This is a genomic window from Gordonia sihwensis NBRC 108236 (genome assembly GCF_000333035.1).
Lineage (GTDB): Bacteria > Actinomycetota > Actinomycetes > Mycobacteriales > Mycobacteriaceae > Gordonia > Gordonia sihwensis.
Genome location: NZ_BANU01000020.1, coordinates 49,132 through 70,916, shown reverse-complemented (window position 1 = coordinate 70,916; position 21,785 = coordinate 49,132). Strand labels below are relative to the sequence as shown.

The window sequence follows — 21,785 nt, the reverse complement described above, 5'->3', positions numbered from 1 at the left end:
CGGTCTCTGCTCGTTGTCAGGCGGCCAGGAGGGTGTCGAGGTAGTTCTCGATGCGAGATTCGCTGGGTTCGGGCGGCGGCTGGGGTTCGTGGTCCGGGAGTAGTTCGGCGTGGTGGATCTGGTTGATCCGCCATCCGGGCGGTCTTGTCCCGCCGCGGCTGGTGTTGCCGCTGGGTCGCCAGGCGACTCTGCCGGCGTGGGGTCCGTCGATCAGGATCGTGGTCTGCCATTGGCCGGGGCGGGGTCCGACGGAGCGATTGTGGCGTCCGCATGCGGCGCCGAGGTGGTCGATGTCGGTGGGTCCGCCGTCGGCCCAGTCGGGGAAGTGATGGGCTTGGGTGCGGGTGAACGGGGCCGCGCAGCCGGGGGCGGTGCAGCCGCGGTCGCGGGCGAAGAGCATCAACCGCTGTGCCCGCGACGCGAGCCGGCGTCCCCGTCCGAGGTAGAGGGCTTGTCCGGTGTGGGCGGAGAAGACGGCCAGGTGCGGGGTCGCGGTGGCGGCGACTTCGATCAACTCCGTCACCGGCAGCCGGGTCCCGGTCGCGGTCAACGCGATCCCGGCGTGCTCGGCCAATTCGTGGTCGGTGACGGTGATGACCAGATCACCCGACCGCCGACCACCCCCAGCACCAGTGTGGGAGGCGCGCAGCAGGGCTTGCAGACCGTCGTGGGTGCGCTGCCCGGGTGTGCGGGTATCGCGTTCGACGGCGGCGGCGAGGGCGGCCGGGTCGGCCGATTCGACGGTCCCGGATGGGGAGTCGGGGTCGTCGGGGTTGTTCATTCCCGGTGCGGCCCACGACGGCAGTGCGGCTTCCATTTCCGCCCGCAGGGCCGGGGTGAGGTAGCCGCGGACTTTGCTCATCAACCGCAGATCTTGGGGCAGCACAGCGAACCCGCGCAGGCGTTTGCGGTCGCGTTCGTCGGTGACGGTTCCGTCCGGGTCCAGGTGTGCGAGCAGTCGGATGCCGGCGGTGCGGACACCGGCCGGACTCAGCTCGCGGGCGACCCAGGCCAGCTGTGCCTCGGCGCGTGCTCGGGTGTCGGCGTCGATGGCGGTGGGGATCTTGTCCATGACGGCGTCGATTTCGCGGACGTGGTCGGCGCCGATCGCTCCCTCGCCGACCGCGACCGCGGTCGCCGGCAGTACCGGTGGGCGGGTTTGGCCTTGTAGGTCGGTGAATCGTCCGATGCCGGCGGCGCTGACGCGTCGGGATCGGGCGGCACCGTCACCGAGCCGTAACCCCTGCGCCAGGTACTGGTGCACCGATAGGTATCCGGCTTTGCGATAGGCGCCGCGGTCGGAGACCTCCACCAGCACCGCGGCGTCGACACCGTCGAGACGACGATGAGTACGTTCCAATGTCTCGACGGTTTCCAGCAGGGTGTCTTCGGGGACCGCGGACAGTGGCAGGGACGCGAACTTGGTTGCCGCAGCTTCCAACAGGCGGGCGAGGGCGGCCGGGTCGTCCGGGAGCAGCACTTCTGACGTGACCATCGAACCCACCCCCTTTCGACCTGCACAGTGTCCGAGAACACTCCTGCTGTGTTTCTATGTTCGAATCTTACCGATCCCCTCTGACAACGAGCGCACTCATTGGCTGACGAGAGGGGACCAGGAGGGAATGAGAGACTCGCCTGCCCAGCGGGCAATCAGTGCGGGTCAGGTCGAGGACGACGCGCGGGATAGCGCTTCCGCGACAGCCGGGGCTTGCATCATCGCGCGGATCGCGGCGGCAAAGGTCGGGGCTTGAGCGGCCTCGAGGCGATCGGCGAGGTTGAACGGTCTGCCGAGACGGCAATGGTAGGTGATCTGGTCGAGTAGAGCCTCGCGGACGGTGGCGATTGCGTCCCGATGGACGAGCATCAGGAAGTCGTCGGGGGTATATACCTCGTATCCGAGACGTTCGTCGTTCGCCTCGGCGAACCGGTGGAATCCTCGATCGTTGGTGACGACGTATTGTATGCGGCCGTGCTCAGCCGCGGCGTGCAGATGCGCGTCGTACTCATCGGTGTACTCAAACGCCGAGTCGACCTCGTATCCCTCGATCCGACCGTGCACCGCGACTTTGATGATCCGTTGTCGGACGCCGCCGACCTGGTGATCGGAGTAATGCGGGTGATTCTTGCGCAGGTGGTAAACCAGTTCGGCGAGCACATCCTCGGTCCAGCGCAGGTGGAACAGCGGCGGACCTGATCTCGCGGCGAGGAGACAAATCCAGTCCCGAAGTGTTCGCGAATAAAGCACGTTCGCATCCGGCAGCACGTTCGGCACTCCTGAAGTCACTCAAGTCACAATAGATCCCGTGCGGGACAGAGTCGCCGACAGGAGGTGCCGTTTCAGTAGTCTAGGTCCTCCGCCTGCTCGAACTCGCGTAGCTCCCACAACGCTGCCCGCTGTTGCTCACGCAGCCGGTCTCGGTAGGCGAGAACGTCGGACGTGTTCAGTCGAGTGTGGGTGCCGACCTTGTGCGCAACTATCTGTTCATCTCGAATCAGCTTCATCAATGTCGGTCGTGACATGCCGAGTAGGTCTGCCGCGGCGGTGGTCGTCAGCTCATCCGGCATCGATCCCACGGTTACCGTCCCGCCGGCGGCGACGATCCGGAGCACCTCAATAAGGACTCCAGCCAATTCTGCCGGCACCGCCGCACGCAGGGCCGCCAGATCGACTGCACTGGCTTGCGACACTTGGTCTGACGTCACGGTCACTGTGGTCTTTCCGACGCCCCGATCGATCACTGCACTCATCGCTACACACCTCCCAGTCGTTGTCTCGACACTAAACCAGTTGCACTTATAAGTGAAACTGGTTTTCTGCAATCCGACTCTGTCGGGCAGCTGAGCCGCCGCGAGACTAACCGCCCCACACCGCGCGGGCACCGCTGTCGCCGACGAGCACCACCATCACCAGCGAGGCGATCGCCGCTGCGACGACCGCGACTCGCACGACGGCGTCGACGACTCCGATAGTTTTGTCCGACAGCGGAATCCGTTCGGTGACGAATGGATACCGCAGCAGTTGGAGCAGGGCGATCAGCCCGAACAGCGGACCGACCGCGAGGATCAGCTCGTCGCCGAGCTGGGTGTGCTGCTCCAGCTGAGGAGTCGAGCCGACCTTCTTTTCCAATGCCTCACCAGCGGATGTGGTGATCGGCACGGCGATCAACGTGACGAGTGCGAGGATCGACGGGAAGACGCCGAGGGCGATCCGGGCCCTGGGCCATACGGCGATGGCGATCGCCACCAGTGCGGTGACTGGAACCGCGACCACGACGAAATGTACGAGAAGCGGGTGCGCGGGCAGCCCGTTGATGGTGTCCATGCGAGTGAATCTACGGTATCGGCGGGAACCGGTCAGGACGCGCGGCCGGACTCTACGGAAGTTCACGGGTAACCCTCGGCTCACACTTCTCAGCCCTGCCAAACCTTGCTTGCCGGGACGCTGACCAGCTGCGACCATGGATTCATGACGACGGAGACGAGGCCGACGCCCGACGGCGGGCATGCCGACGAGCCCCACACCGGCGCGCTGGCGAGCCGGCTCAACTGGTTGCGCGCCGGAGTCCTGGGCGCCAACGACGGCATCGTCTCGACGGCGGGCATCGTCGTCGGCGTGGCCGCGGCGACCGCCGACCGCGGTCCGATCTTCACCGCGGGGATCGCGGGCCTCGCGGCGGGCGCGGTGTCGATGGCGCTGGGGGAGTACGTGTCGGTGAGCACGCAGCGCGACACCGAGGCGGCGATGCTCGCGAAGGAGAAATGGGAGCTGCGGAACCAGCCCGAAGAAGAACTCGAGGAACTGGCGGGCATCTACGAGAAGAAGGGCATGTCACCGGAGACGGCGCGGCGGGCCGCCGCCGAGCTGAGCGACCGGGACGCCTTCGCCGCCCACGCTGAGGCCGAACTCGGAATCGATCCGCACGAACTCACCAACCCGTGGCAGGCCGCGTTCTCATCGGCGGTGTCGTTCACCGTGGGAGCACTGCTTCCGCTGATCGCGATCCTGGTACCGCCCGCACAGTGGCGCATCCCTGTGGCGGTGGTCGCGGTGCTTGTGGCACTGGCGGCCACCGGGGTCCTCGGTGCGTACCTCGGCAAGTCGTCGCCGTGGCGGCCGACACTGCGGATGGTGATCGGTGGCGGCATTGCGATGGCGGTGACATACGGCATCGGTTCGCTGGTCGGGACCGCCGTCGGGTGAGGTGGGGCTTACGTCTGGGACTGCACCGACTGAAGCAGCCCGTCGACCAGCGCGGCCAGGCCCTCGCGATACGTGTCAGCCGAAGTGAGTGACGCCCAGCGGTCGGCGGCCTGTGCGAGTCTCGGTAGTTCGCTGCGATCGAGGTCGGCGAAGACCTGATCGCGGAAGGTGGTGCGGCGGTCGTCCGACCGCCGGCGCGCCGCGGTGGTCTTCACGACGATCTCACCCGCCGTGTAGTACCAGATCGACCGATACCCGCGGACGGCTTGATCGAGCGTCAGGCCGGCCTGCACGAGACCGTCGACGATCTGTTCGACGAACCAGAGAGCCGAGGTCGAGAGCAGATCGTCGGCGGTCAGCACTTCCACGATCCACGGGCAGCCGACGAGGGCCTCGTGGATCGCGTCGGCCCCGCACAGGACGCGATCGCGCGCCCGCTCCGGCGGTTCGAATCGCCGCAGGTTCTGCGCGGCGTAGTCGTCCAACAGCATCACCAGCAACTCGTCCTTGTTCCGGACGTGGTGGTAGACCGCCATCGGCGCGCTTCCCATCTCCGACGCCAGCCGCCGCATCGTCAGGCGGTCCACACCGTCTTCGTCGACGATGCGGCGCGCCGCGTCCAGGATCTCCGAGAGCGATATCCGTGGTGGCCTGCCTGTGCTCTTTCGGGGAACTGAAGGTTGCGCCATGCCCCTCATCATTCCTCAGGGGTCGACAATCGAGGGGCGCGCCGTTAGTTTTTATACATGTACAAAAACAGGATCGGGAAGCCGACGGTGGTGCTCGCCGCGGCCTGCGTCGCTCAGTTCATCGTCGCTCTGGACATGTCCGTCGTCACCGTCGCGCTCCCGACCATCGGGCTCGACCTGGGTTTCGCTCCGCTCGATCTGTCGTGGGTGGTGCACGTGTATGCCCTGGTCTTCGGCGGACTGTTGCTGCTGGGCGGACGCGCCTGCGACCTCTACGGCCGCCGCCGGGTCTTCGTCGCGGGACTGATCGTGTTCGGCGTCTGCTCCCTTGCCGGCGGCGCGGCGCACGCGCCGTGGCAGTTGATCGCGGCCCGTGCCGGTCAGGGCCTCGGTGCCGCGGCGGTGGCACCGTCGGCACTGGCGATGCTCACCGCTACGTTTCCCGAGGGCGGGGCCCGGGTGCGGGCCCTCGGGGTCTGGAGTGCGGTCAATGCGGCCGGCGGCGCGCTGGGGGTGCTCGCGGGCGGACTCTTGACCGAGTACGCCGGCTGGCGCTGGGTCATGCTGGTCAACATTCCGATCGTGATGACGGCGCTCGCGCTCATCCCGCTCGGGGTGCCTGCCGGAGAATCGTCCGCACGGGGTCAGCGGCTCGATTGGCCGGGCGCGCTCGCCGCGACCGCCGTTGCCGTACTTCTGGTGCTCGGCGTCGTGCGCGCCGACACCGTCGGCTGGGGATCAGCGATCACGATCGCGACGCTGGCCACCGCGGGGCTGCTCCTGGCGGGTCTGATCGTGATCGAGGCGAAGTCTGCCGCACCGCTGCTGCGTCCGGGTCTGCTCGCCGACCGGTGGGTCTCGGGCGCGAACATCATCGTCTTCCTGGCAGCTGCCGGGCAGTTCGCGGCGTTCTATCTCGTATCGCTGTACATGCAGAACATCCTCGGCCTGAGCGCGGGGACCACAGGAGTGGCGTTCCTGCCCTTCACGGCCGGACTGATCGCCGGGACCGTCGTCGCCGTCCGCATCACGGCGGTGCACTCGCCGCGAACCGCGCTGGTGCCGGGGGCAGTGGTGGCGGCGGCCGGACTCTGCTGGTTCGCCACGATCGATCCAGGTGGCAGCTTCATGGTCGATGTGCTCGGCCCGTCGATCCTCACCAGCGTCGGTGTCGGCCTGGTCCTGGCGCCGGTCGCGACCGCCGCGACAACCGGCGTCGCTCCGCACGAGGCGGGCATGGCCTCCGGACTCATGAACAGTTCCAGGCAACTGGGCGGTGCAGTCGGAGTGGCAGCCCTCGCCACCATCGCAGCGCACCGATCGGGGACGTCGGTCGACCCCGTGGCGGTGAGTGGCGGCTACGCCCTGGGGCTGGCTGTGGCCGCCGGGTTGTTCGCCCTGGCGGCAGTGGCGGCGATCGTGCTCTTGCCGCGCCGCACGCCTTGGCGGACGCGCACCGTCACGCCGCTCGTGGAGGCCGCGGCGCGTGACCGCAGCGATGCGAACGAGAAGGGCGATACGAACGACAAGAGACTGGAAGGAACACCCTCATGACGATTGACGCGATCGACCTGTTCACCTCGGCCCGGCACGAGAAGCGCACCGACTGCCGTTGACCTCCGGGCGCCGCGATCCGTGGCCGGTACAGGCGGGACGACCGATAATGGGATCGGCAATCGTCCCAACTCCAGACAGGACCCGCATGTACTTCATCGTCGTCAAATTCCAGGTCAAGCCCGACAGCGTCGGCCGGTTCCCGGAGGTGGTGGCCGAATTCACCGCGGCCACGCGAGCCGAGCCGGGGAACCTGTGGTTCGAGTGGTCGCGCAGCCTGGACGATCCGTCGGAGTACGTGCTCGTCGAGGCCTTCACCGACGAGGGAGCGGGCCCGCACGTCTCCAGCGACCACTTCGCCGCGGGATTGGAGGCGATGCGCCCGCACCTCGTCTCGACCCCGAGGATCGTCTCCCGTCAGGTCGACGGCGACGGCTGGGACGAGATGGGTGAGCTGCGGATCGACTGAGAACGCCGCGGCCCGCGGCAGCCGGTCCGATCCGCTGCTCACCCCTTTCCCGAGCGGAGCCTCAGTAGCCCTTCGAGCGCATCGGCGCGGGGTTGTACAGTCCGCTCACCTGATGCGACCCGTGAACCATCTCGGCGGGCTCGGCGTCGACCACCATCGCGTACCGTTCCAGGCCGCCCCAGTCGCGGCCCCAGTTGTTGCGCAGGTACGTCGGCACCAGCGTGCCCTTGAGCAGTCCGTCGGTGATGCCGAGCGGACCGCCGTTGACGCCCGCCGACCAGGTCTGGCTGTTGCGCTTGGTGGCGTCGGCGTCGGGCATGATGCGCCAGTCCGGGATCTCGAGGATTCCGTAGCTGACGGCCATCGGCCGCTGGCACGGGAACACCAGTCCCGGCATCCAGTCGATGAACACCGGGTCGGTCCGCCCGACGACGTCGTTCAGGGTGCGCAGTGCGGGCACGCGCGGCGGCGTGAACGCCACCCATTCGTTGACCGCGGCGGCGTCGTCGAGCACGCTGAGCCGGACCACATCGGCGCGCGGCGGTGCGTCGGCGAACGCGAACCGCATGTTGCGCCAGTACTTCTGCTCCATCGCGTCCACCGGCGTCAGCGCCCGGCCCAGCGGGGTCACCCGGCCGTTCGCCTCCCGGCGGCCGAACTGTGCGGTCAGTTTCCGTCCGGGGGTGAGGGCGCCCAGGCCGTTCACCGCCTCGATCGAACCCGCCGCGGCGACGGTCAGCAGGGGTTTGTCGGCCGGGGCGCGGCCCGCCTCGAAGCCGAGGTCGTACCAGTCGGTGGTCACCGAGTTGACACCCGGCGAGCCGTAGCTGCCGAGCACCGGGGTGGTGGCCGGATCGAGGCCGTAGGGCAGCCGGACGGCGCTGGTGGGTGCCGTCGGCTCGGCGCCCACCGGATTCTGCTCGGTGTCGTCCGTGCCGTTGTCGGCGGTGTCCGCGGTCGCGGCGCCGCCCCCGGCGGTCGGGGGTGCGGTCGCCGGATCGGTGTCCTCGTCGGTTCCGTCCTTCTCCTCCAGCGGATCGATGAACGTTCCGGCCGGGATGCCGTCTCGAGTGAAGCCGACGTTCTGGCCTGAGAGGGCCGCGCGCGGCGTCGGCGCGGGATGTCCGTCGACGGCCGCCGGATGCAGAATCGCGGCGTTCGGATCGTCCTCGACGAGGACGTCGTTGGCCAACCCGCACTCGTCGCCGGTGAGCGCGCGCACATTCGACTTGGCCCACGACCAGCTGTCGCGCTGCACCCAGGCGCCCTTGACGAAGGAGCCGAGCATGAAGACGACCAGCAGTCCGGCGATCACCGGCAACGGCGAGAACTTGAACCGAGCCAAGCCGGTACGGACGGTGCCGGTGCGGGTCGCGTCGTCGACGTAGTCGTCACGGAAGTGGTACCACAGACCCACCGCGGCGGTGAGAACGGCGAAGAAGAGCACGATCCAACTCAGCTTGATCCCGCCCAGGGCCACCGGGCGGTCCCACCAGGGAACGCCATAGCTTCCGACGTACCACCACATGTTGGTGCCCGCCGCCGACACCGCCGTCACCAGCAACACGGCCGACGCGAAGAATGCGCGGTTGCGCCGCGAACGGAGCAGGGCCGGGGCCATCATCGCCGCCACGCCCGCACAGAGCGCCGCGCCGATACCCGCGTAGATGCCGAAATGGTGCGTCCACTTGGTCGGGGTGAAGGAGGTGAAGAACATCGTGCCGATGATGACGGCGACCAGCCTCCACATCGGAGCCCGCGCGATGCCCTGCGGCGATCGCCTCGACGCGAGCCGGAAGATCGCGATCACCAGCGCCAGGATCATCATCAGGATGCCGAAGCGGCGTGGGAAGGTGCCGTCGCCGGTCTGCAGGATCAGGTAGTAGTAGCGGACCGGTTCCTGCCACCACTGTTCGGTGGGGCCGACCTCGCCCGCCACCTTGTTGCCCTCCAGCAGCGGTGCGAGCGCCTGCGCGTAGAAGATCATGAACAGCACGGCCGTGCCCGCCGCCAGCAGCGGCGCGATCATCGGGAGCAGTCCGTCGCGCCGGCGCCGGTCGACGATCGTCTTGACGATCCCGCGCAGGCCCGCCACCAGGGCGGCCGCCGCCATCAGACCGCCCGGCGCGAGAGCCAGGGTGAAGGCCGCGGCGATCGCGGCGATCGCGTAGGGCAGCAGCCGCCGAGTGGCGATCGCGCGCTCCACGCAGCACCAGGTCAGCAGCGCGCCCACGGCTTCGGCCGGTTCCGGGCGGATGCCGTTGTTGTACGGCATCCAGATGGTGAGGAACACCATCGCGCCGGTCCAGACGGCCGCCGAACTGTTGCGCACCGACCGACCCAGCCGGGGGATCACCTCCCGGCTGATGAGCCACCAGCCGAGCAGACCGAGCAGCAGGCTCGGCAGACGCAGCCAGGGGGTGGCGACCGAGATGTGCGTCATCCACGACAGGACTTGGAAGTGCCAGCCGAACGGGTCCTGCGGGACGCCGAAGTACCGGAAGTAGTTGTCGGCGTAGCCGGCCTCGCTCGTGATCCGGGCGACGGTGATGTTGTAGCCGTCGTCGGAGGTGTTGCCGCCGATCAGCCACCACACGGCCAGGACGAGGAAGACGGCGACGTCGGGGCCTCGGATGGTGAACCATCCGGCGGGGAGGAACCGCTTGTGCCCGCGGCCGTCCCGTGCGTCGAGCACCCCGAGCGCCAGCAACGACAACAGTGTCGCGATGATGCCGACGATGATCGCCGCCAGCTTGAGCGGCGTGGGGGAGTTGATGAAGCGGGTGTCGACGGTCGCGTTCAACGACAGACCGTCGCGTGAGACGTCACGGGGCAGATCGGAGAACACTCCGAGGATCTGCGGCCGCATGTCCGGATCGTCGGTGCGGTAAGACGTGCTGTCGCCGGGCGCGACACCCTCGATCGATGCGGTGACGCCGTCGCCGTCGCCCGTCATCACGAAGCGGCAGCCGGGGTCGCTCTGCGCCGCGGCGCGGTCAGTCGAGAGCAGCACCACGTCGCGCACGATCATGCTGATCGACTTGTCGGTGGCGCGGACGAACAACCCGCGCGCGGTGGCCTGACGTCCCTGCCTGGGCACGGTCGACATCAGGACGCCGCCGTCGGCGGGCAGACTCCGGGCCAGTGAACACGGCACGGAGACGTCCATCGAGGTCGGGACGTACGAGACCATCGGCGCGGTGACGTTGGTGACCGCGTCGTTCTGCGGCCAGTGCAGCTCCGACGTCTTCTGATCGATCGGCAGGATGGGCGTCAGCGCCGCGAGCACGAAGCCGAGCAGACCGGCCACCGCGGCGACCAGCTTGGCGTTGCGGTAGTCGCGCGTCTTCAGCCGACGCAGGCGGCCGGTCGCTCCGGCCTCGGCGGTCTGCGGAGAATCGTTCACGGTCACCGTTTCTTCATTCCCGTCACGCTCGGTCATTTACTCGGCTCCACCCGGATCGACCCGGTTCGCGTCCAGCCCCAGGTGCGCACCGGATCGGTGACGATGGCGGCGGGGACCGCGCCCGGGCTGAGCGGGAACTCCTTCTCCAGCGAGCCCCAGTCCTGATGCCAGTCGTCGCGCAGATACGTCGGGACGGTGACTTGCGACGTGGCGCCCTCGGTGACGGCGAGCAGACCGCCCGAATTGGCGGCCATCCAGGTCTTCGACTGGGAGTTGGCCGTCACGTAGTCGGGCAGGATGCGCCAGTCGGGGACCTCGGCCACACCGTGCCGGATCGCCAGCGGTCGCTGGCACGGGAAGTGCGCGGCCACCGGGAAATCGATCAGCACCGGTGCGGTGGAGCCGACCAGCTCCTGCAGGGTCTGCAACTTGGGGGCGCGCGGCGGCGTGATGCCGATGAATTGCATCGGGCCCAGGTTGGTGTCGGCCAGCACCAGGCGCATCACCTCGGCCTGCGGCGGCACCTGCGTCATCGGAACGCGCAGGTTGCGCCACGGCCGGTTGGGAATCACCGGTCCGGGATCGATCGGAACGACCTCCGGGCCCACTTGCACGAACGAGCCGCCCGGGCCCTTCTTGCCGAACTGGACCACCAGCTTCTGTCCGAAGGTCGGCACGCCGTCGGCGTCGATGGTCGAGACCGCGCCCGCGGTGGCGAAGGCGATCAGCGGCGACGCGTCGCGCGCCGGGAGCTCGTACCAGCCGGTCGTCAGGTGTGCGTTGGCGTTGTACCCGTAGCTGCCCAGCACCGGGGTGGTCTTCGGATCGAGACCGAAGGGCAGCAGCGCCGTCGAGCCGTTCACCGTCTTCGGGCCGACGCCTCCGGTGGTGCCGGCGCCGAGACCGCCGATGATGGCGAAGGGCTTGGAGGTGGAACCGCCCACGTGCATCTGACCGGCGCGGGAACTGCGGGTGTCCGGAGAGAGGTCGTCGGGGATGCCGTCCGGGGTGAACCCGACCGGATCGGCGCCGGTGAGCGCGGCGGTCGGCGACGCGCCACCGGCCGGGGTCAGCATGTTCGCGTTGGGATCGGGTTCGGCGAGAACCTGATCGGCCATACCGCAGGTGTTCCCGGTCAGCGCGTCGACGTTGTTGGAGGCCACGGTCATCGCCGGGTGACGGATGACCACGGCGCGGCCGAAGGCCAGGATGGTGGCCACCACCATCAGGGAGGCGATCACCAGGAGCGGCGTGGACGCGAGGGCGATCCGGCGCTTGTCGGCGGGGCTGTCCGGGACGCCCTCGGCGTGATGGGCGAGCCCCTTGTTGGCGATGTAGTCGTTGCGCAGATGCAGCCAGAGGGTGACGGCGACGGCCACCACGGCCAGCGCGAGCAGGATGGTGGAGACCTCGAAACCGGCGGCCACCGGTGCGATGTTGAACCACGGGATGCCCAGGTTGTACGCGTACGGCCAGGCATTGGTGCCCGCGGCCGCCGCGGCGAGTGCGAACAGCAGTCCCGCGGTCAGCGCGGACAGATTCCGCAGCGAACGGGCGCCGCTCTGTGCGATCGCGATCGCCGCGAGCGCGGCGAGGGCCGATCCGAGACCGGTGAGCACGCCGAACTGGATCGTCCACTTGGTGGGCGTGCCGAACAGCAGCATCAGGGTGACGCCGAAAGCGCCGATCATCCGCCAAGCGGGCGAGGTGGCGACGCCCTTGATGCCGCCTCGGCGCAGGAGCACGGCGGCGACCAGGAACGCGGCGACGAATGTCAGCAGTACCGGGATCCGGCGGGCGAGCGCGCCGTCGGGGGTGCCGACGGACAGGAAGTAATAGCGCAGGAACTCCTGGTGCCACGGCACGATGGGGCCCGTCTGGTAACGGATCTTCATCGCCTCCAGCACGGTCATCAGCGTCTGGTCGCGGAACACGACGACGGCGACGACGGTCCCGGCGGCGGCGATGGGAGCCAAGAGTGCGAGCAGTCCCGATTCGCGCCGGCGGTCGATCAGAACGTGCAGCATCGGGCGTGCGGCGACGAGGAGGATCGCCACACCGACCACGCCCTGGGGCGCGAGTGCGAGGGTGAGTCCGGCAACGGTCGCGGCGAGTGCGGCGGGCAGGATCCGCCTGCGGGTGATGGCCGACTCGGTGGCCCACCAGGTGAGCAGCGAACCGAGGACGATGATCGCCTCGCCGCGCAGACCCGAGCAGAAGGGCAGCCAGAAGGCGAGGAAGACCGCGCCGACCGTCCACTCGGCCCATGCGTTCCTCGCGACGGCCTTGCCGAAGTGGGGGAGCACCACGCGCGAGAGGATCAGCCACGACGCGACGCCGGCGACGAGCTGCGGAATGTGCATCCACAGGATGGTCGGAGAGACCTTCGCCCACAGGGCGAGGAAACTGTAGTACCAGTCGAACGGTGCCTCGGCGATGCCGTAGAACCGGTAGTAGTTCGACATGTAGCCGGCCTCGCCCGCGGTGCGGCCCATGTTGAGGATGTAACCGTCGTCGGGAGCGCCGGCGCCGAGGAAGGTCCACAGCAGCAGCACGCCGCTGACGACCAGGTCGTAGACCTTGGGACGCAGTCGCGACAGCCGGGAGCCGCTTCGTGCGATGAGGGCGCCGGTGTGGCCGTGGATGCGGTCGAGGCACCAGAGTGCGAACAGTGCGACGAGAGTCGCGAGCACGGCGATCACCATCGCGGCGATCTTGGCCGCCGAGGCGTGGCTCTCGTAACGGTCGTCGATGACGATTCGGGAGCGGATTCCGTCACCTGCGGCCTTCACCTGCGCGGCGGTGAGCGAGGTGAACAGGCCGTCGATCTGCGGGCGCGTGTCGGGTTCGAGGATCTTCGCCGGACCGAGACCGACGAACTGCGCCCCCGTCGCGGTCGCGGAGGAGAAGATGTGCAGACGCTCGCATCGACCCGAGGCGATCTCGCCCCGATCGGCGACTGCGGCCAGATTGCTGCGGAACAGAACCGACACCGCGGAATCGGTAGCGGTGACCGTGAGGGCCTTGCTCGCGGCCTTCTGCGCGCCGGGCGGCATCGTCGACAGCACGGTGGTCTTGCCTGCGGGTAGCTGCGCGAGGACGCGGCAGTCGAGGGTGATGTCGACGTCCTGGGCGGTCTGCGCGATGAGCGGCGCGACGATAGACGGGTTGTCGGGATTCAGTGACTGTCCCTGCGGCCAAGAGATGGTGGCCGACGTGGTCGCCACGGGCAGAAGCGGAGTCACGATCGCAGCCACCACGGCGATGAGGCCCGCCACGATGGCGACCCATCGCGCGGTCGACGCCGTCAGCGGGCTCGAAGGACGGTCGGGCTCGGCGTCCGGCGGAGTGGGAGTCGGGTCTGGCACGCCCTATGACGTTAGTCGACCGGGCTCGGAACGGCCCAAACGTGCCGCGGGGCGTCACATCCGCCCGTTATCCGCCCTTTGTCCCGTGCGGTGGTGGCCTGTTCCTCGTCACCTCTCTTCTCGGCGCCTCTGTTCTCGGCGCCTCTGGTCTCGTCAGGATCCCGCGTATCCGGCTCCGGGTGTCAGTAGCGGATCGGCGCGGGACTCCACAGTCCGCTCCGTACCTTCTCGCTGTAGTCGATCTGGGCGGGCACCGCGGCGTCGTACGGCGTATAGCGTTCGAGAGCTCCCCAGTCGCGGCCGATGTCGTCGCTCAGGTAGGTCGCGACGGTGTCGGCGCGCTGCGACACCTCCAGCCAGCCGAGCGGTCCGCCGCCCAGGGCTCCCTGCCATGCGCTCACCGCGGCCAGGTCGGCGCCGGGACGGACCCGCCACTTGGGGATCTCGGCGACGCCCGCGTGGAAGTCGAACGGGCGCTGGCACGGCACCACCAGACCCGAGGTCCAGTCGACGTGCGTGGGGTCGGAGCTGCCGACGGTCTGCTGCAGCGTCGTCATCTCCGGCAGTCGCGGCGGAGTGACCACGATGAAATGGTCCTTCGCGAGGTCGTTGTCGGTGGCGACGATGCGGACCGCGGTCAGATCGTCGGGCAGCGACGCGGTGTCGATCCGCACGTTCCGCCACGAGGGCCGCGGTCCGGGGTCGATGAGGCCGATCGAGCCCGTCGACTCGATCGCATCGTCCTTGATCCCCGGCGTCAGGCGGGCGTCGGTGTACTCCAGCCGCAGATTCCGCGACGGGAACACGCCCGCGGCAGACAGGGTGATCAGCGGGCGGCTCTTGTAGTCGGCGGGCAGCCGGTACCAGCCCGAGGTCAGCGACGACGGCGTCTGCTCGTCGGCGTCGTAGCTGCCCATCACCGGCGTGCGGGCGGGGTCGAGCTCGAACGGGAGCTGGGCGTGGCTGCCGTTGACGCCCGCGGTCTCGGTGGTGCCGCCGCCGGTGCCCCCGCTGTTCGCGATGAGCAGATCGGGGTCGTAGGCGGCGTCCCGGGCCAGAACTCCGAGCGAACCCGAAGAGGCCTTCATCTCCACCTCGTCGGGGATGCCGTCCGGCGTGAAACCGGTGGTCGGACCGTTGTCGGAATCGGAGTGCGTCGGCGATCCGGCGAGCGGGTCGGCCAGTGAGGCGTCGACCGGTGTGAGCTGGAAGCGACTCGGATCGGTCTCCACCAGGACTTTGTCGGCCATCGCACACGGACGGCCGGCGAGGGCGGCGAAATTCGATCGCGGCACCGAGAAGGAGTCGCTCTGACGGACTCCCGCCATCGCGGCGGTCGCGATGAGGAAGACCACCAGGACGCCCGCGACGATCCCGAGCGGGGCGGCGGCGATCATGTGGGTCGCGGCGCCGGCCGAGCGGCGCAGCCGTGACGGATGAGCGGGCGGAGCCGGGTGCGGATCGGTGCCGGTGAACGGTTCGCGGAAGTGGAACCACAACGCCAGGCAGAGCAGCGCCAGAGCCGCGTAGAGCAGGATGTCGCCGAGCGGGACGCCGGCGACCATGACCTGCGAGACGCCCCACGGCATACCCCACGCCGAGGCGTAGTAGTACGAGTTCGGTGCAGTCATCGCGAGCGCGGCGACGAACAGGACCAGCGCACCGAAGATCGTCCGATTGCGGCGCGAATGGGTGGCTTGACTGCTCGCGGCGATGGTGGCGAGGGCGGCCAGTGCGGCAGCCAGTCCGGCGAACACGCCGAAGTGATGCGTCCACTTGGTAGGCGTGAACATGAGGAACAGCAGCGAACCGAAGGTGATGCCGACGATGCGCCGCGCGGGTCCGAGCGCGGTTCCGGGAATGCGTGACTTGCGGATGAGGACCGCTCCGGCGACCGTCATGCCGAGCACCATCGCCAGAACCGCGAAGCGCCGGGCGATGCCGCCGTCGGCGGAGAACGCGAACAGCGACGAGTAGCGATCGATCTCGTTGTACCAGTTCAGCGACGGTCCGAGCGCGGTCTTCATCTTCGACGCCTCGCTGAACGCGCGCAGCGTGAGATTGGAGAAGACCACGAAGATCACGAAGGTGCCCGCGGCGGCGATCGGCGCGAGCAGTGCGGCGTAGGCCTGGAACCGGCCGCGGCCGGTGAGCGCGGCGACCTCGATCGCGCGGCGGCGCAGGGCCAGGAACATCGGGCGCGCACCTGCGACGAGGGCCGCGATCGCGAGCACGCCGGTGGGCCCGGCCGCGATGCTGAACGCGCCGGCCGCGCAGGCCACCGCGGCGGGGAGCAGCCTCCCGGTGGCGATGGCGCGTTCCACCGAACACCAGGTCAGCAGGGCGCCGAGGCAGATGATGGGCTCGGGTCGCAGGCCGTTGTTGAACGGGAACCAGGCGACCAGGAAGACCGCGGCGGCGGTCCACGGCACGGCGGGGCGGATGCGTGCCGCGCGTCCCAACCGCGGTATCACCTCGTGACTGATGATGAGCCAGCTGACGATCCCGCAGGCGAGGGCGGGCAGCCGCATCCAGGGGCTCGCGACGCTCACGTGGCTGAGGAGACCGAAGACCTCGTAGTACCAGCCGAACGGTGATTCGGGCGCGCCGAACCACCGGAAGTAGTTGGCGGTGTAGTCGCTGTTCTGGGCCACCCTCGACATCGTCATGAGGTAGCCGTCGTCGGAGGTGTTGGGCCCGATCATGTGCCAGACGGCCAGCAGCCCGATGACGGTGTAGTCGCGAGGGTTCAGCCGCCACCAGCGTGCCGGGAAGATCCGGCGGTGCCCGCGGCGGTCGGTGGCGTCGAGCCGGGCCAGCGCGGCCAGCGAGATGAGCGTGCAGAGCACTCCGACGACGATGGCGATCCACTTGGTGATCGTCGGCGCCGTGCTGTAGCGGGAATCGATCACCATGTGGGCATCGAGACCGTCGAGCGTCGACGCCGGGCCGGTGAGCTGGGTGAACAGCCCGGTGACCTGCGGACGCTGGTCGCCGCCGGGGATGTTGCCGGATCCGGTCGCGGCCTCGAGGGGCTCGCCGGATGCGGTGCGCAGGCCGGTGAAGGCCGCGCTGACCTCGTCGGAGGTGGCGCGGACCCGGATCTGTTCGCATGCACTGGAGCGCACCTGCGACAACGGTGCCGACAGAATCGGGATGTTCCGGGTGACGACCTCCACGCTGGGGTTCTCCGAGCCGGTGACCCGCACGAACAGTCCGCGGTCGGTGGCCTTCGGCGCAGAGGGCGAGGTCGTCGAGAACAGCACCGTCTTTCCGGCGGGCAGGGAGCCGACCGCGGAGCACGGAATGTCGACGCTCAGGTTGATCGGTGCGTAGGAGAACAGCGGTGCCGAGACCGATTCCACGACGCCGTGCTGCGGCCAGCTCACTTCCGCGACAGTCTGCTTCACCGGGAGCAGCGGGGTGGCCAGAGCCAGGAGGACGCCCAGTGCGCCGGTGACGATCGCGGTTATCTGGGCGCGTCGGACGGTGAAAGCTGGCACAGGTCGTCATCCTAGCCCGGCGGTTCGCGGTGCCCGCCGCCCCGCCGCCGCGCGCACCGCCGGCCCGATCCGGGCCGGCGGCCGTTCCTCACGCGAACGGTGAATCCGCCAGCGGGGTCAGCGGAGTCACGTCGCGCTCGGCGAGATAGTCCGGCCGCGGTGCGGTGCCCCCGTACGGTTCGCGGGGCGCGTTCTCGACACTGTTGAACACGAGGAACACATTCGCCCGCGGGTAGGGCGAGATGTTGTTACCGGAGGCGTGCATCGAGTTCGAGTCGAAGAAGAGGCCGGCGCCGGCGGCGCCGGTGAACTGCTCGATGCCGTGTTCGTATCCGAGCTCGGTGATGGCGCTCGGCGAGGGGACGCCGACGCGCTGGTCCTGCAGGGACTCGTGGAAATGGCCGTCGGGCGTCTCGCCGATGCAGGGCACGAACGTCCGGTGGGCGCCGGGCATGAGCATCAGGCCGCCGTTGAACGGGAAGTTGTCGGTGAGCGCGATCGACAGGCTCACGGTGCGCGGCGCCGGCAGGCCGTCTTCGGCGTGCCAGGTCTCGAAGTCGGAGTGCCAGTAGAACCCCGTGCCTGCCATGCCCGGCATCGCGTTGATCCGCGACTGGTGGATGTAGACCTCCGAACCCAGGATCTGGCGGGCGCGGTCGAGGATCCGGGGTGTGCGGGCCAGGGCCTCGAAGACCGGGCTGACCCGGTGGACGCGGAAGATCGACCGGATGGCCCCGGACTCCCGTTCACGGATCAGCAGTCCGCTGTCGGCGAGGTCGGCGTCGTCGGTCATCCGGTCGAACTCCGACCAGCACTCCTGCACCTGAGCCGGGGTCAACAGACCGTCTTCGATGTGGAACCCCTTGCGCTCGTACTCGGCGAGCGCCGTCGCCGGGAAGGGGCCGGGGGTGGCGCCCCAGACCGTCGGATCGGGCCGGGGAATGGTGTTGATGTCGTGGGTGGCACTGGCGTCGAGCCGCGAGGGGTAGCGGTCGTCGACGGCCTCGTGGGTGCTCCGCGCGGTAGTCAAGGAATCCTCCCTCCAATAGCGGCGGGCCGGACCGGCCCGCGTGTGATGGACCTCCTCCACCGTTACCAGAGTCGGGCGGCCGGTGGGTGAGGCAGTATCGGGAGAGCATCACATCGCCGAGATGCGAAAGGACCGACGATTGATCGCCTACCAGCACCGGGTTCGGTATCACGAGACCGATACGCAGACATTTCTCTTCAATGCGCGGTACATGGAACTCGCCGATGTGGCGATGACCGAGTGGTTCCGCGCGATCGGCCACCCGTATCCCGGACTGCTGGACGACGGCCTCGACCCATCCGTGGTGAAAGCCGAGATCACCTTCTCCCGGCCCGCGAAGTTCGACGACGTGATCGACGTGGACGTGACATGCCTGTCAGTGGGCCGGTCGAGTTTCTCCCTGCGGTTCGCGATGAGCAGGGGCGGGGAGCCGGTCAGCGAGGTGCGGCTGGTGTACGTGAACGTCGACACCGCGACGGAGCGGTCCCGCCCGCTGCCGGAGTCGGTCGCGCAGACGCTGCGCGGTCTGGTGGAGCCGTCGCCCACGGCGGCGCACGGCGGTGCCGAGTAGAGTCCCAACCATGTCTGATGCCCCCGAGACTCCGCCGATTCTGCTGCTCAACGGCCCGAACCTGAACATGCTCGGGGTGCGTCAGCCAGAGGTCTACGGCGCGGACACCCTCGAAGACGTCGTCGAGTCGACCCGCCGGACCGCGGCCGAGTTCGGCCTGACGGTCCGGGCGCTGCAGACCAACCACGAGGGCGAGATGATCGACGCCGTCCACGCCGCCCGCGGCGAGATCGGCGGCATCGTCATCAACCCCGGCGGATGGACGCACACCTCAGTCGCGCTGGCCGACGCCCTCGTGGTGCCCGAGGTGCCGGTGGTGGAAGTGCACATCAGCAACGTGCACGCCCGCGAACCGTTCCGCCAGCACTCGTACATCTCGCCGATCGCCGCGGGGGTGATCGTGGGCTGCGGAACCGCCGGATACGAGTTCGCGGTGCGCCGAATCGCCGCTCTCATGGGGCTCTGACCTGCTCGTTCACCGCTTATCGGTTCCGATGCCGTAGGATGGAAGAGTCGGAGCGTGCTACTGCGCACGCTCGTTCATTCGGCGCAAATGCGCCGTGCGTCGTAGAACGCCTCCACGCAGACCCCGGATCCAACGCGGGTGCGTCGAACTTTCATACGGCGAACCGACACGCGCCCGCGGCGCGTGTTCGCCACCTGAATCCGCTCTGCGGCGCCTATGTGCCGTACGCGGATGCCCGCATGTAAAGGCTCCCACCCCCATGACCACATTCGCCGATCTCGGTGTGCCCGCCCCCATCGCCGACGCGCTCGCCGCCGAAGGCAAGGCCGAGGCGTTCCCCATCCAGGAGCGCACGCTCCCCGACACTCTCGCCGGCCGCGACGTCCTCGGCCGCGGCAAGACCGGCTCCGGTAAGACTCTCGCCTTCTCCGTGCCGCTGGTGACCCGCCTGGCCGGAGCCGGCGTGCGCCGCAAGCCCGGCCGCCCGACCGGACTGGTGCTGTCGCCGACCCGCGAACTCGCCACACAGATCGCCACCGCGATGGAGCCGCTGGCCTCGGCCGTGGGCCTGCGCGTCACCACCGTGTTCGGCGGTGTGAAGCAGACCCGCCAGGAGTCGGCGATGCGCGCGGGCGCCGACATCGTCGTCGCCTGCCCCGGACGTCTCGAGGACCTGATGCGACAGCGCATCGTCAGTCTCGACGACGTCCAGATCACGGTGCTCGACGAGGCCGATCACATGGCCGACCTCGGCTTCCTTCCGGTGGTGACCCGCATCCTGGCCGCCACCCCCGCGGGCGGCCAGCGGATGCTGTTCTCCGCGACGCTCGACAACGGCGTCGACAAGCTGGTGAAGCGATTCCTCTCCACGCCGGTGACGCATTCGCTGGAGGACGCGACCTCGCCGGTGGCGCAGATGACCCATCACGTGTTCCGCGTCGGCTCGGCCGCCGACAAGACCGAGTTGGTTCGCGAGCTCGCCTCCGGTACCGGACGGCGCATCCTGTTCACCCGCACCAAGCACCAGGCCAAGAAGCTGGCCAAGAAGCTGACCGCCGAAGGCGTGCCCGCCGTCGATCTGCACGGCAACCTGTCGCAGGCGCAGCGCGACCGCAACCTCGCCTCGTTCGCCGCACCGGACGGCTCCAAGGTCCTCGTCGCGACCGATGTCGCGGCGCGCGGCGTTCACGTCGACGGTGTGGAACTCGTCGTCCACGTGGATCCGCCGGCCGAGCACAAGGCGTACCTGCACCGTTCGGGCCGCACCGCGCGTGCGGGCTCGGCGGGCGACGTGGTCACCATCTGCCTGCCCGAGCAGTGGGGCGATCTCCGCAAGCTGCTGCAGAAGGCCGCGATCAAGGTTCCCGGCCAGCAGGTGACGGCGAAGTCGGATGTCGTCGACGAACTCGTGGGTGAGCGTGCGCCGTACCGCGAGGCGCCGCCGGTGGCGCCGCAGCAGTCGCAGCGGCAGGGCGGCGGCCAGGGGCGTCGCCGGTCGGGTCAGGGCTCCGGTTCCGCATCCGGCGGCGGTGCTCGTCGCGGCGGTTCGGGACGGGGTGCTTCGGGGCGGGGTGCTTCGGCTCGCGGCGGTTCGGGACGTCCGCGTTCCGGCAGCGCGGGCCACGGCGAGACGCAGCCGTCGCGTCCGGCCGCCAAGGCGGTCCACACGTCCTCGACGCCCAAGTCCGATGCGGGTTCGGCGGCCCCGCGCCGTCGTCGCCGCGCCAGTCGCCCGGCGGGTGCCCCGCGCGGCTGACGGTTCGCTTCGGGCCCGGCCGAGGCTATCGGCTCAGGGCCTGATCGACGAAGGTCGCGACCCGGCCGCACAGCATCGGGCCGTGGCCGGGCATCACGATCACCGCGTCGAGGTCGCGCAGCGCCGCGACGGATTCCTCGTTCGCGGGGACGTCGTGGGTGAAGACGTGGTCGAGGCACTGCGGTCCGCGGCGTTTGGTGGTGGGGTGAGCGCTGATCAGCGCGTCGCCCGAGATCAGCACCTCGCCGTCGCCCGCGAGGAAGGCGCTGTGCCCGCGGGTGTGCCCGTGGGTCGGCACCGCGGTCGGCGAGCCCGGCAGCAGCGAGAGGTCGCCGAGCGGCTGAGCGTCGCCGATGCCGGACTTGTCGAGGGCGCCCAGGCGCACCACGCCCTGCAGCCAGCCGAGGACCCGCGGACGATAGGCGATCGGAGCGATGGTCGACGCGTCCGCCTGCTCGAGGAACTCACGACGCGCATGCGGCACCTCCGCAGGGTCGGCGTAGACCGGGAACGATCGCGTCCGGCCGATCCGCGCCAGCCCGCCCAGATGATCGATGTGCGCGTGGGTCAGCAGGGCCGCATGAACCTCCGACAGGTCGCTGCCCACCCGACGCAGCGACTCGGCCACCGCGTCGGCGTGACCGGGATACCCGCCGTCCACCAGCGTGACGCCCTCATCGGACTGAAGGATCACCCAGTTCACATACTTCGTGTGCACCAGGTGCGTCTTGGCCGAACCGTGGTCGATGGTGGTGATGTCGAGGTCTGCCAT

The 21,785-nt window shown here is 69.1% G+C and carries 16 protein-coding genes; 6 read left to right on the top strand and 10 right to left on the bottom strand.

What is annotated here, in order from left to right; all coding sequences use genetic code 11:
* Window positions 1-16: 16 nt before the first annotated feature.
* From GSI01S_RS13415 to GSI01S_RS13400, 4 genes are all read right to left on the bottom strand, one after another.
* On the bottom strand, window positions 17-1,495 hold the full coding sequence (locus GSI01S_RS13415) for an HNH endonuclease signature motif containing protein (protein WP_006897120.1): 1,479 nt from the start codon (window positions 1,493-1,495) through the stop codon (window positions 17-19).
* A gap of 165 nt (window positions 1,496-1,660) precedes the next feature.
* Entirely contained in the window at window positions 1,661-2,263 is a 603-nt protein-coding gene (locus GSI01S_RS13410) for a PIN domain-containing protein (protein WP_006897119.1), read from the bottom strand.
* A gap of 74 nt (window positions 2,264-2,337) precedes the next feature.
* Complete coding sequence (locus tag GSI01S_RS13405; RefSeq protein WP_006897118.1) at window positions 2,338-2,748, bottom strand: helix-turn-helix domain-containing protein; 411 nt, start codon at window positions 2,746-2,748, stop codon at window positions 2,338-2,340.
* A 106-nt stretch (window positions 2,749-2,854) separates the two neighbouring features.
* On the bottom strand, window positions 2,855-3,322 hold the full coding sequence (locus GSI01S_RS13400) for a DUF2231 domain-containing protein (protein WP_006897117.1): 468 nt from the start codon (window positions 3,320-3,322) through the stop codon (window positions 2,855-2,857).
* Between the two features lie 144 nt (window positions 3,323-3,466).
* On the opposite strand from GSI01S_RS13400, the gene GSI01S_RS13395 reads away from it, so the two are divergent.
* Window positions 3,467-4,201 carry a VIT1/CCC1 transporter family protein gene (locus tag GSI01S_RS13395; RefSeq protein WP_006897116.1) on the top strand — a complete coding sequence of 245 codons (735 nt, stop codon included), beginning with the start codon at window positions 3,467-3,469 and terminating at the stop codon, window positions 4,199-4,201.
* Between the two features lie 8 nt (window positions 4,202-4,209).
* Here the strand turns inward: GSI01S_RS13395 and GSI01S_RS13390 are convergent, their stop codons facing one another.
* Window positions 4,210-4,890 carry a TetR/AcrR family transcriptional regulator gene (locus GSI01S_RS13390; protein WP_006897115.1) on the bottom strand — a complete coding sequence of 227 codons (681 nt, stop codon included), beginning with the start codon at window positions 4,888-4,890 and terminating at the stop codon, window positions 4,210-4,212.
* Between the two features lie 57 nt (window positions 4,891-4,947).
* Between GSI01S_RS13390 and GSI01S_RS13385 the strand changes: the two genes are divergently transcribed.
* Complete coding sequence (locus tag GSI01S_RS13385; RefSeq protein ID WP_006897114.1) at window positions 4,948-6,444, top strand: MFS transporter; 1,497 nt, start codon at window positions 4,948-4,950, stop codon at window positions 6,442-6,444.
* Window positions 6,445-6,592: 148 nt separating this feature from the next.
* Window positions 6,593-6,913, top strand: coding sequence for a putative quinol monooxygenase (locus GSI01S_RS13380; protein ID WP_006897113.1), 321 nt, complete (start codon window positions 6,593-6,595; stop codon window positions 6,911-6,913).
* Window positions 6,914-6,974: 61 nt separating this feature from the next.
* Here the strand turns inward: GSI01S_RS13380 and GSI01S_RS13375 are convergent, their stop codons facing one another.
* The 4 genes from GSI01S_RS13375 to thpD all read right to left on the bottom strand — a co-directional run bounded on the left by GSI01S_RS13375 (window position 6,975) and on the right by thpD (window position 18,220).
* Window positions 6,975-10,355, bottom strand: coding sequence for an arabinosyltransferase domain-containing protein (locus tag GSI01S_RS13375; protein ID WP_233500126.1), 3,381 nt, complete (start codon window positions 10,353-10,355; stop codon window positions 6,975-6,977).
* The gene (locus GSI01S_RS13370) at window positions 10,352-13,687 is read right to left on the bottom strand and encodes an arabinosyltransferase domain-containing protein (RefSeq protein WP_006897111.1); all 3,336 of its coding nucleotides are present in this window, start codon (window positions 13,685-13,687) and stop codon (window positions 10,352-10,354) included. Before GSI01S_RS13370 ends, GSI01S_RS13375 begins: the two co-directional genes overlap by 4 nt.
* A 182-nt stretch (window positions 13,688-13,869) precedes the next feature.
* The gene (locus GSI01S_RS13365) at window positions 13,870-17,190 is read right to left on the bottom strand and encodes an arabinosyltransferase domain-containing protein (RefSeq protein ID WP_006897110.1); all 3,321 of its coding nucleotides are present in this window, start codon (window positions 17,188-17,190) and stop codon (window positions 13,870-13,872) included.
* 88 nt (window positions 17,191-17,278) lie between these two features.
* The gene (gene thpD, locus GSI01S_RS13360) at window positions 17,279-18,220 is read right to left on the bottom strand and encodes an ectoine hydroxylase (RefSeq protein ID WP_006897109.1); all 942 of its coding nucleotides are present in this window, start codon (window positions 18,218-18,220) and stop codon (window positions 17,279-17,281) included.
* A gap of 82 nt (window positions 18,221-18,302) precedes the next feature.
* Between thpD and GSI01S_RS13355 the strand changes: the two genes are divergently transcribed.
* The 3 genes from GSI01S_RS13355 to GSI01S_RS13345 all read left to right on the top strand — a co-directional run bounded on the left by GSI01S_RS13355 (window position 18,303) and on the right by GSI01S_RS13345 (window position 21,013).
* On the top strand, window positions 18,303-18,791 hold the full coding sequence (locus GSI01S_RS13355) for an acyl-CoA thioesterase (protein ID WP_231650338.1): 489 nt from the start codon (window positions 18,303-18,305) through the stop codon (window positions 18,789-18,791).
* Between the two features lie 10 nt (window positions 18,792-18,801).
* Complete coding sequence (aroQ, locus tag GSI01S_RS13350; protein WP_006897107.1) at window positions 18,802-19,257, top strand: type II 3-dehydroquinate dehydratase; 456 nt, start codon at window positions 18,802-18,804, stop codon at window positions 19,255-19,257.
* 259 nt (window positions 19,258-19,516) lie between these two features.
* Complete coding sequence (locus GSI01S_RS13345) at window positions 19,517-21,013, top strand: DEAD/DEAH box helicase (protein WP_006897106.1); 1,497 nt, start codon at window positions 19,517-19,519, stop codon at window positions 21,011-21,013.
* 25 nt (window positions 21,014-21,038) lie between these two features.
* On the opposite strand, the gene GSI01S_RS13340 is transcribed toward GSI01S_RS13345, so the two are convergent.
* Window positions 21,039-21,785: an MBL fold metallo-hydrolase gene (locus GSI01S_RS13340; RefSeq protein WP_006897105.1), complete on the bottom strand. Its 747-nt coding sequence runs from the start codon at window positions 21,783-21,785 to the stop codon at window positions 21,039-21,041.

Bases quoted from the DNA above. Each gene is read 5' to 3' on its own strand.
- GSI01S_RS13415 (WP_006897120.1), bottom strand. From the start codon at position 1,495: ATGGTCACGTCAGAAGTGCTGCTCCCGGACGACCCGGCCGCCCTCGCC.
- GSI01S_RS13405 (WP_006897118.1), bottom strand. From the start codon at position 2,748: ATGAGTGCAGTGATCGATCGGGGCGTCGGAAAGACCACAGTGACCGTG.
- GSI01S_RS13400 (WP_006897117.1), bottom strand. From the start codon at position 3,322: ATGGACACCATCAACGGGCTGCCCGCGCACCCGCTTCTCGTACATTTC.
- GSI01S_RS13395 (WP_006897116.1), top strand. From the start codon at position 3,467: ATGACGACGGAGACGAGGCCGACGCCCGACGGCGGGCATGCCGACGAG.
- GSI01S_RS13390 (WP_006897115.1), bottom strand. From the start codon at position 4,890: ATGGCGCAACCTTCAGTTCCCCGAAAGAGCACAGGCAGGCCACCACGG.
- GSI01S_RS13385 (WP_006897114.1), top strand. From the start codon at position 4,948: ATGTACAAAAACAGGATCGGGAAGCCGACGGTGGTGCTCGCCGCGGCC.
- GSI01S_RS13380 (WP_006897113.1), top strand. From the start codon at position 6,593: ATGTACTTCATCGTCGTCAAATTCCAGGTCAAGCCCGACAGCGTCGGC.
- GSI01S_RS13375 (WP_233500126.1), bottom strand. From the start codon at position 10,355: ATGACCGAGCGTGACGGGAATGAAGAAACGGTGACCGTGAACGATTCT.
- aroQ (WP_006897107.1), top strand. From the start codon at position 18,802: ATGTCTGATGCCCCCGAGACTCCGCCGATTCTGCTGCTCAACGGCCCG.
- GSI01S_RS13345 (WP_006897106.1), top strand. From the start codon at position 19,517: ATGACCACATTCGCCGATCTCGGTGTGCCCGCCCCCATCGCCGACGCG.
- GSI01S_RS13340 (WP_006897105.1), bottom strand. From the start codon at position 21,785: ATGGCAGACCTCGACATCACCACCATCGACCACGGTTCGGCCAAGACG.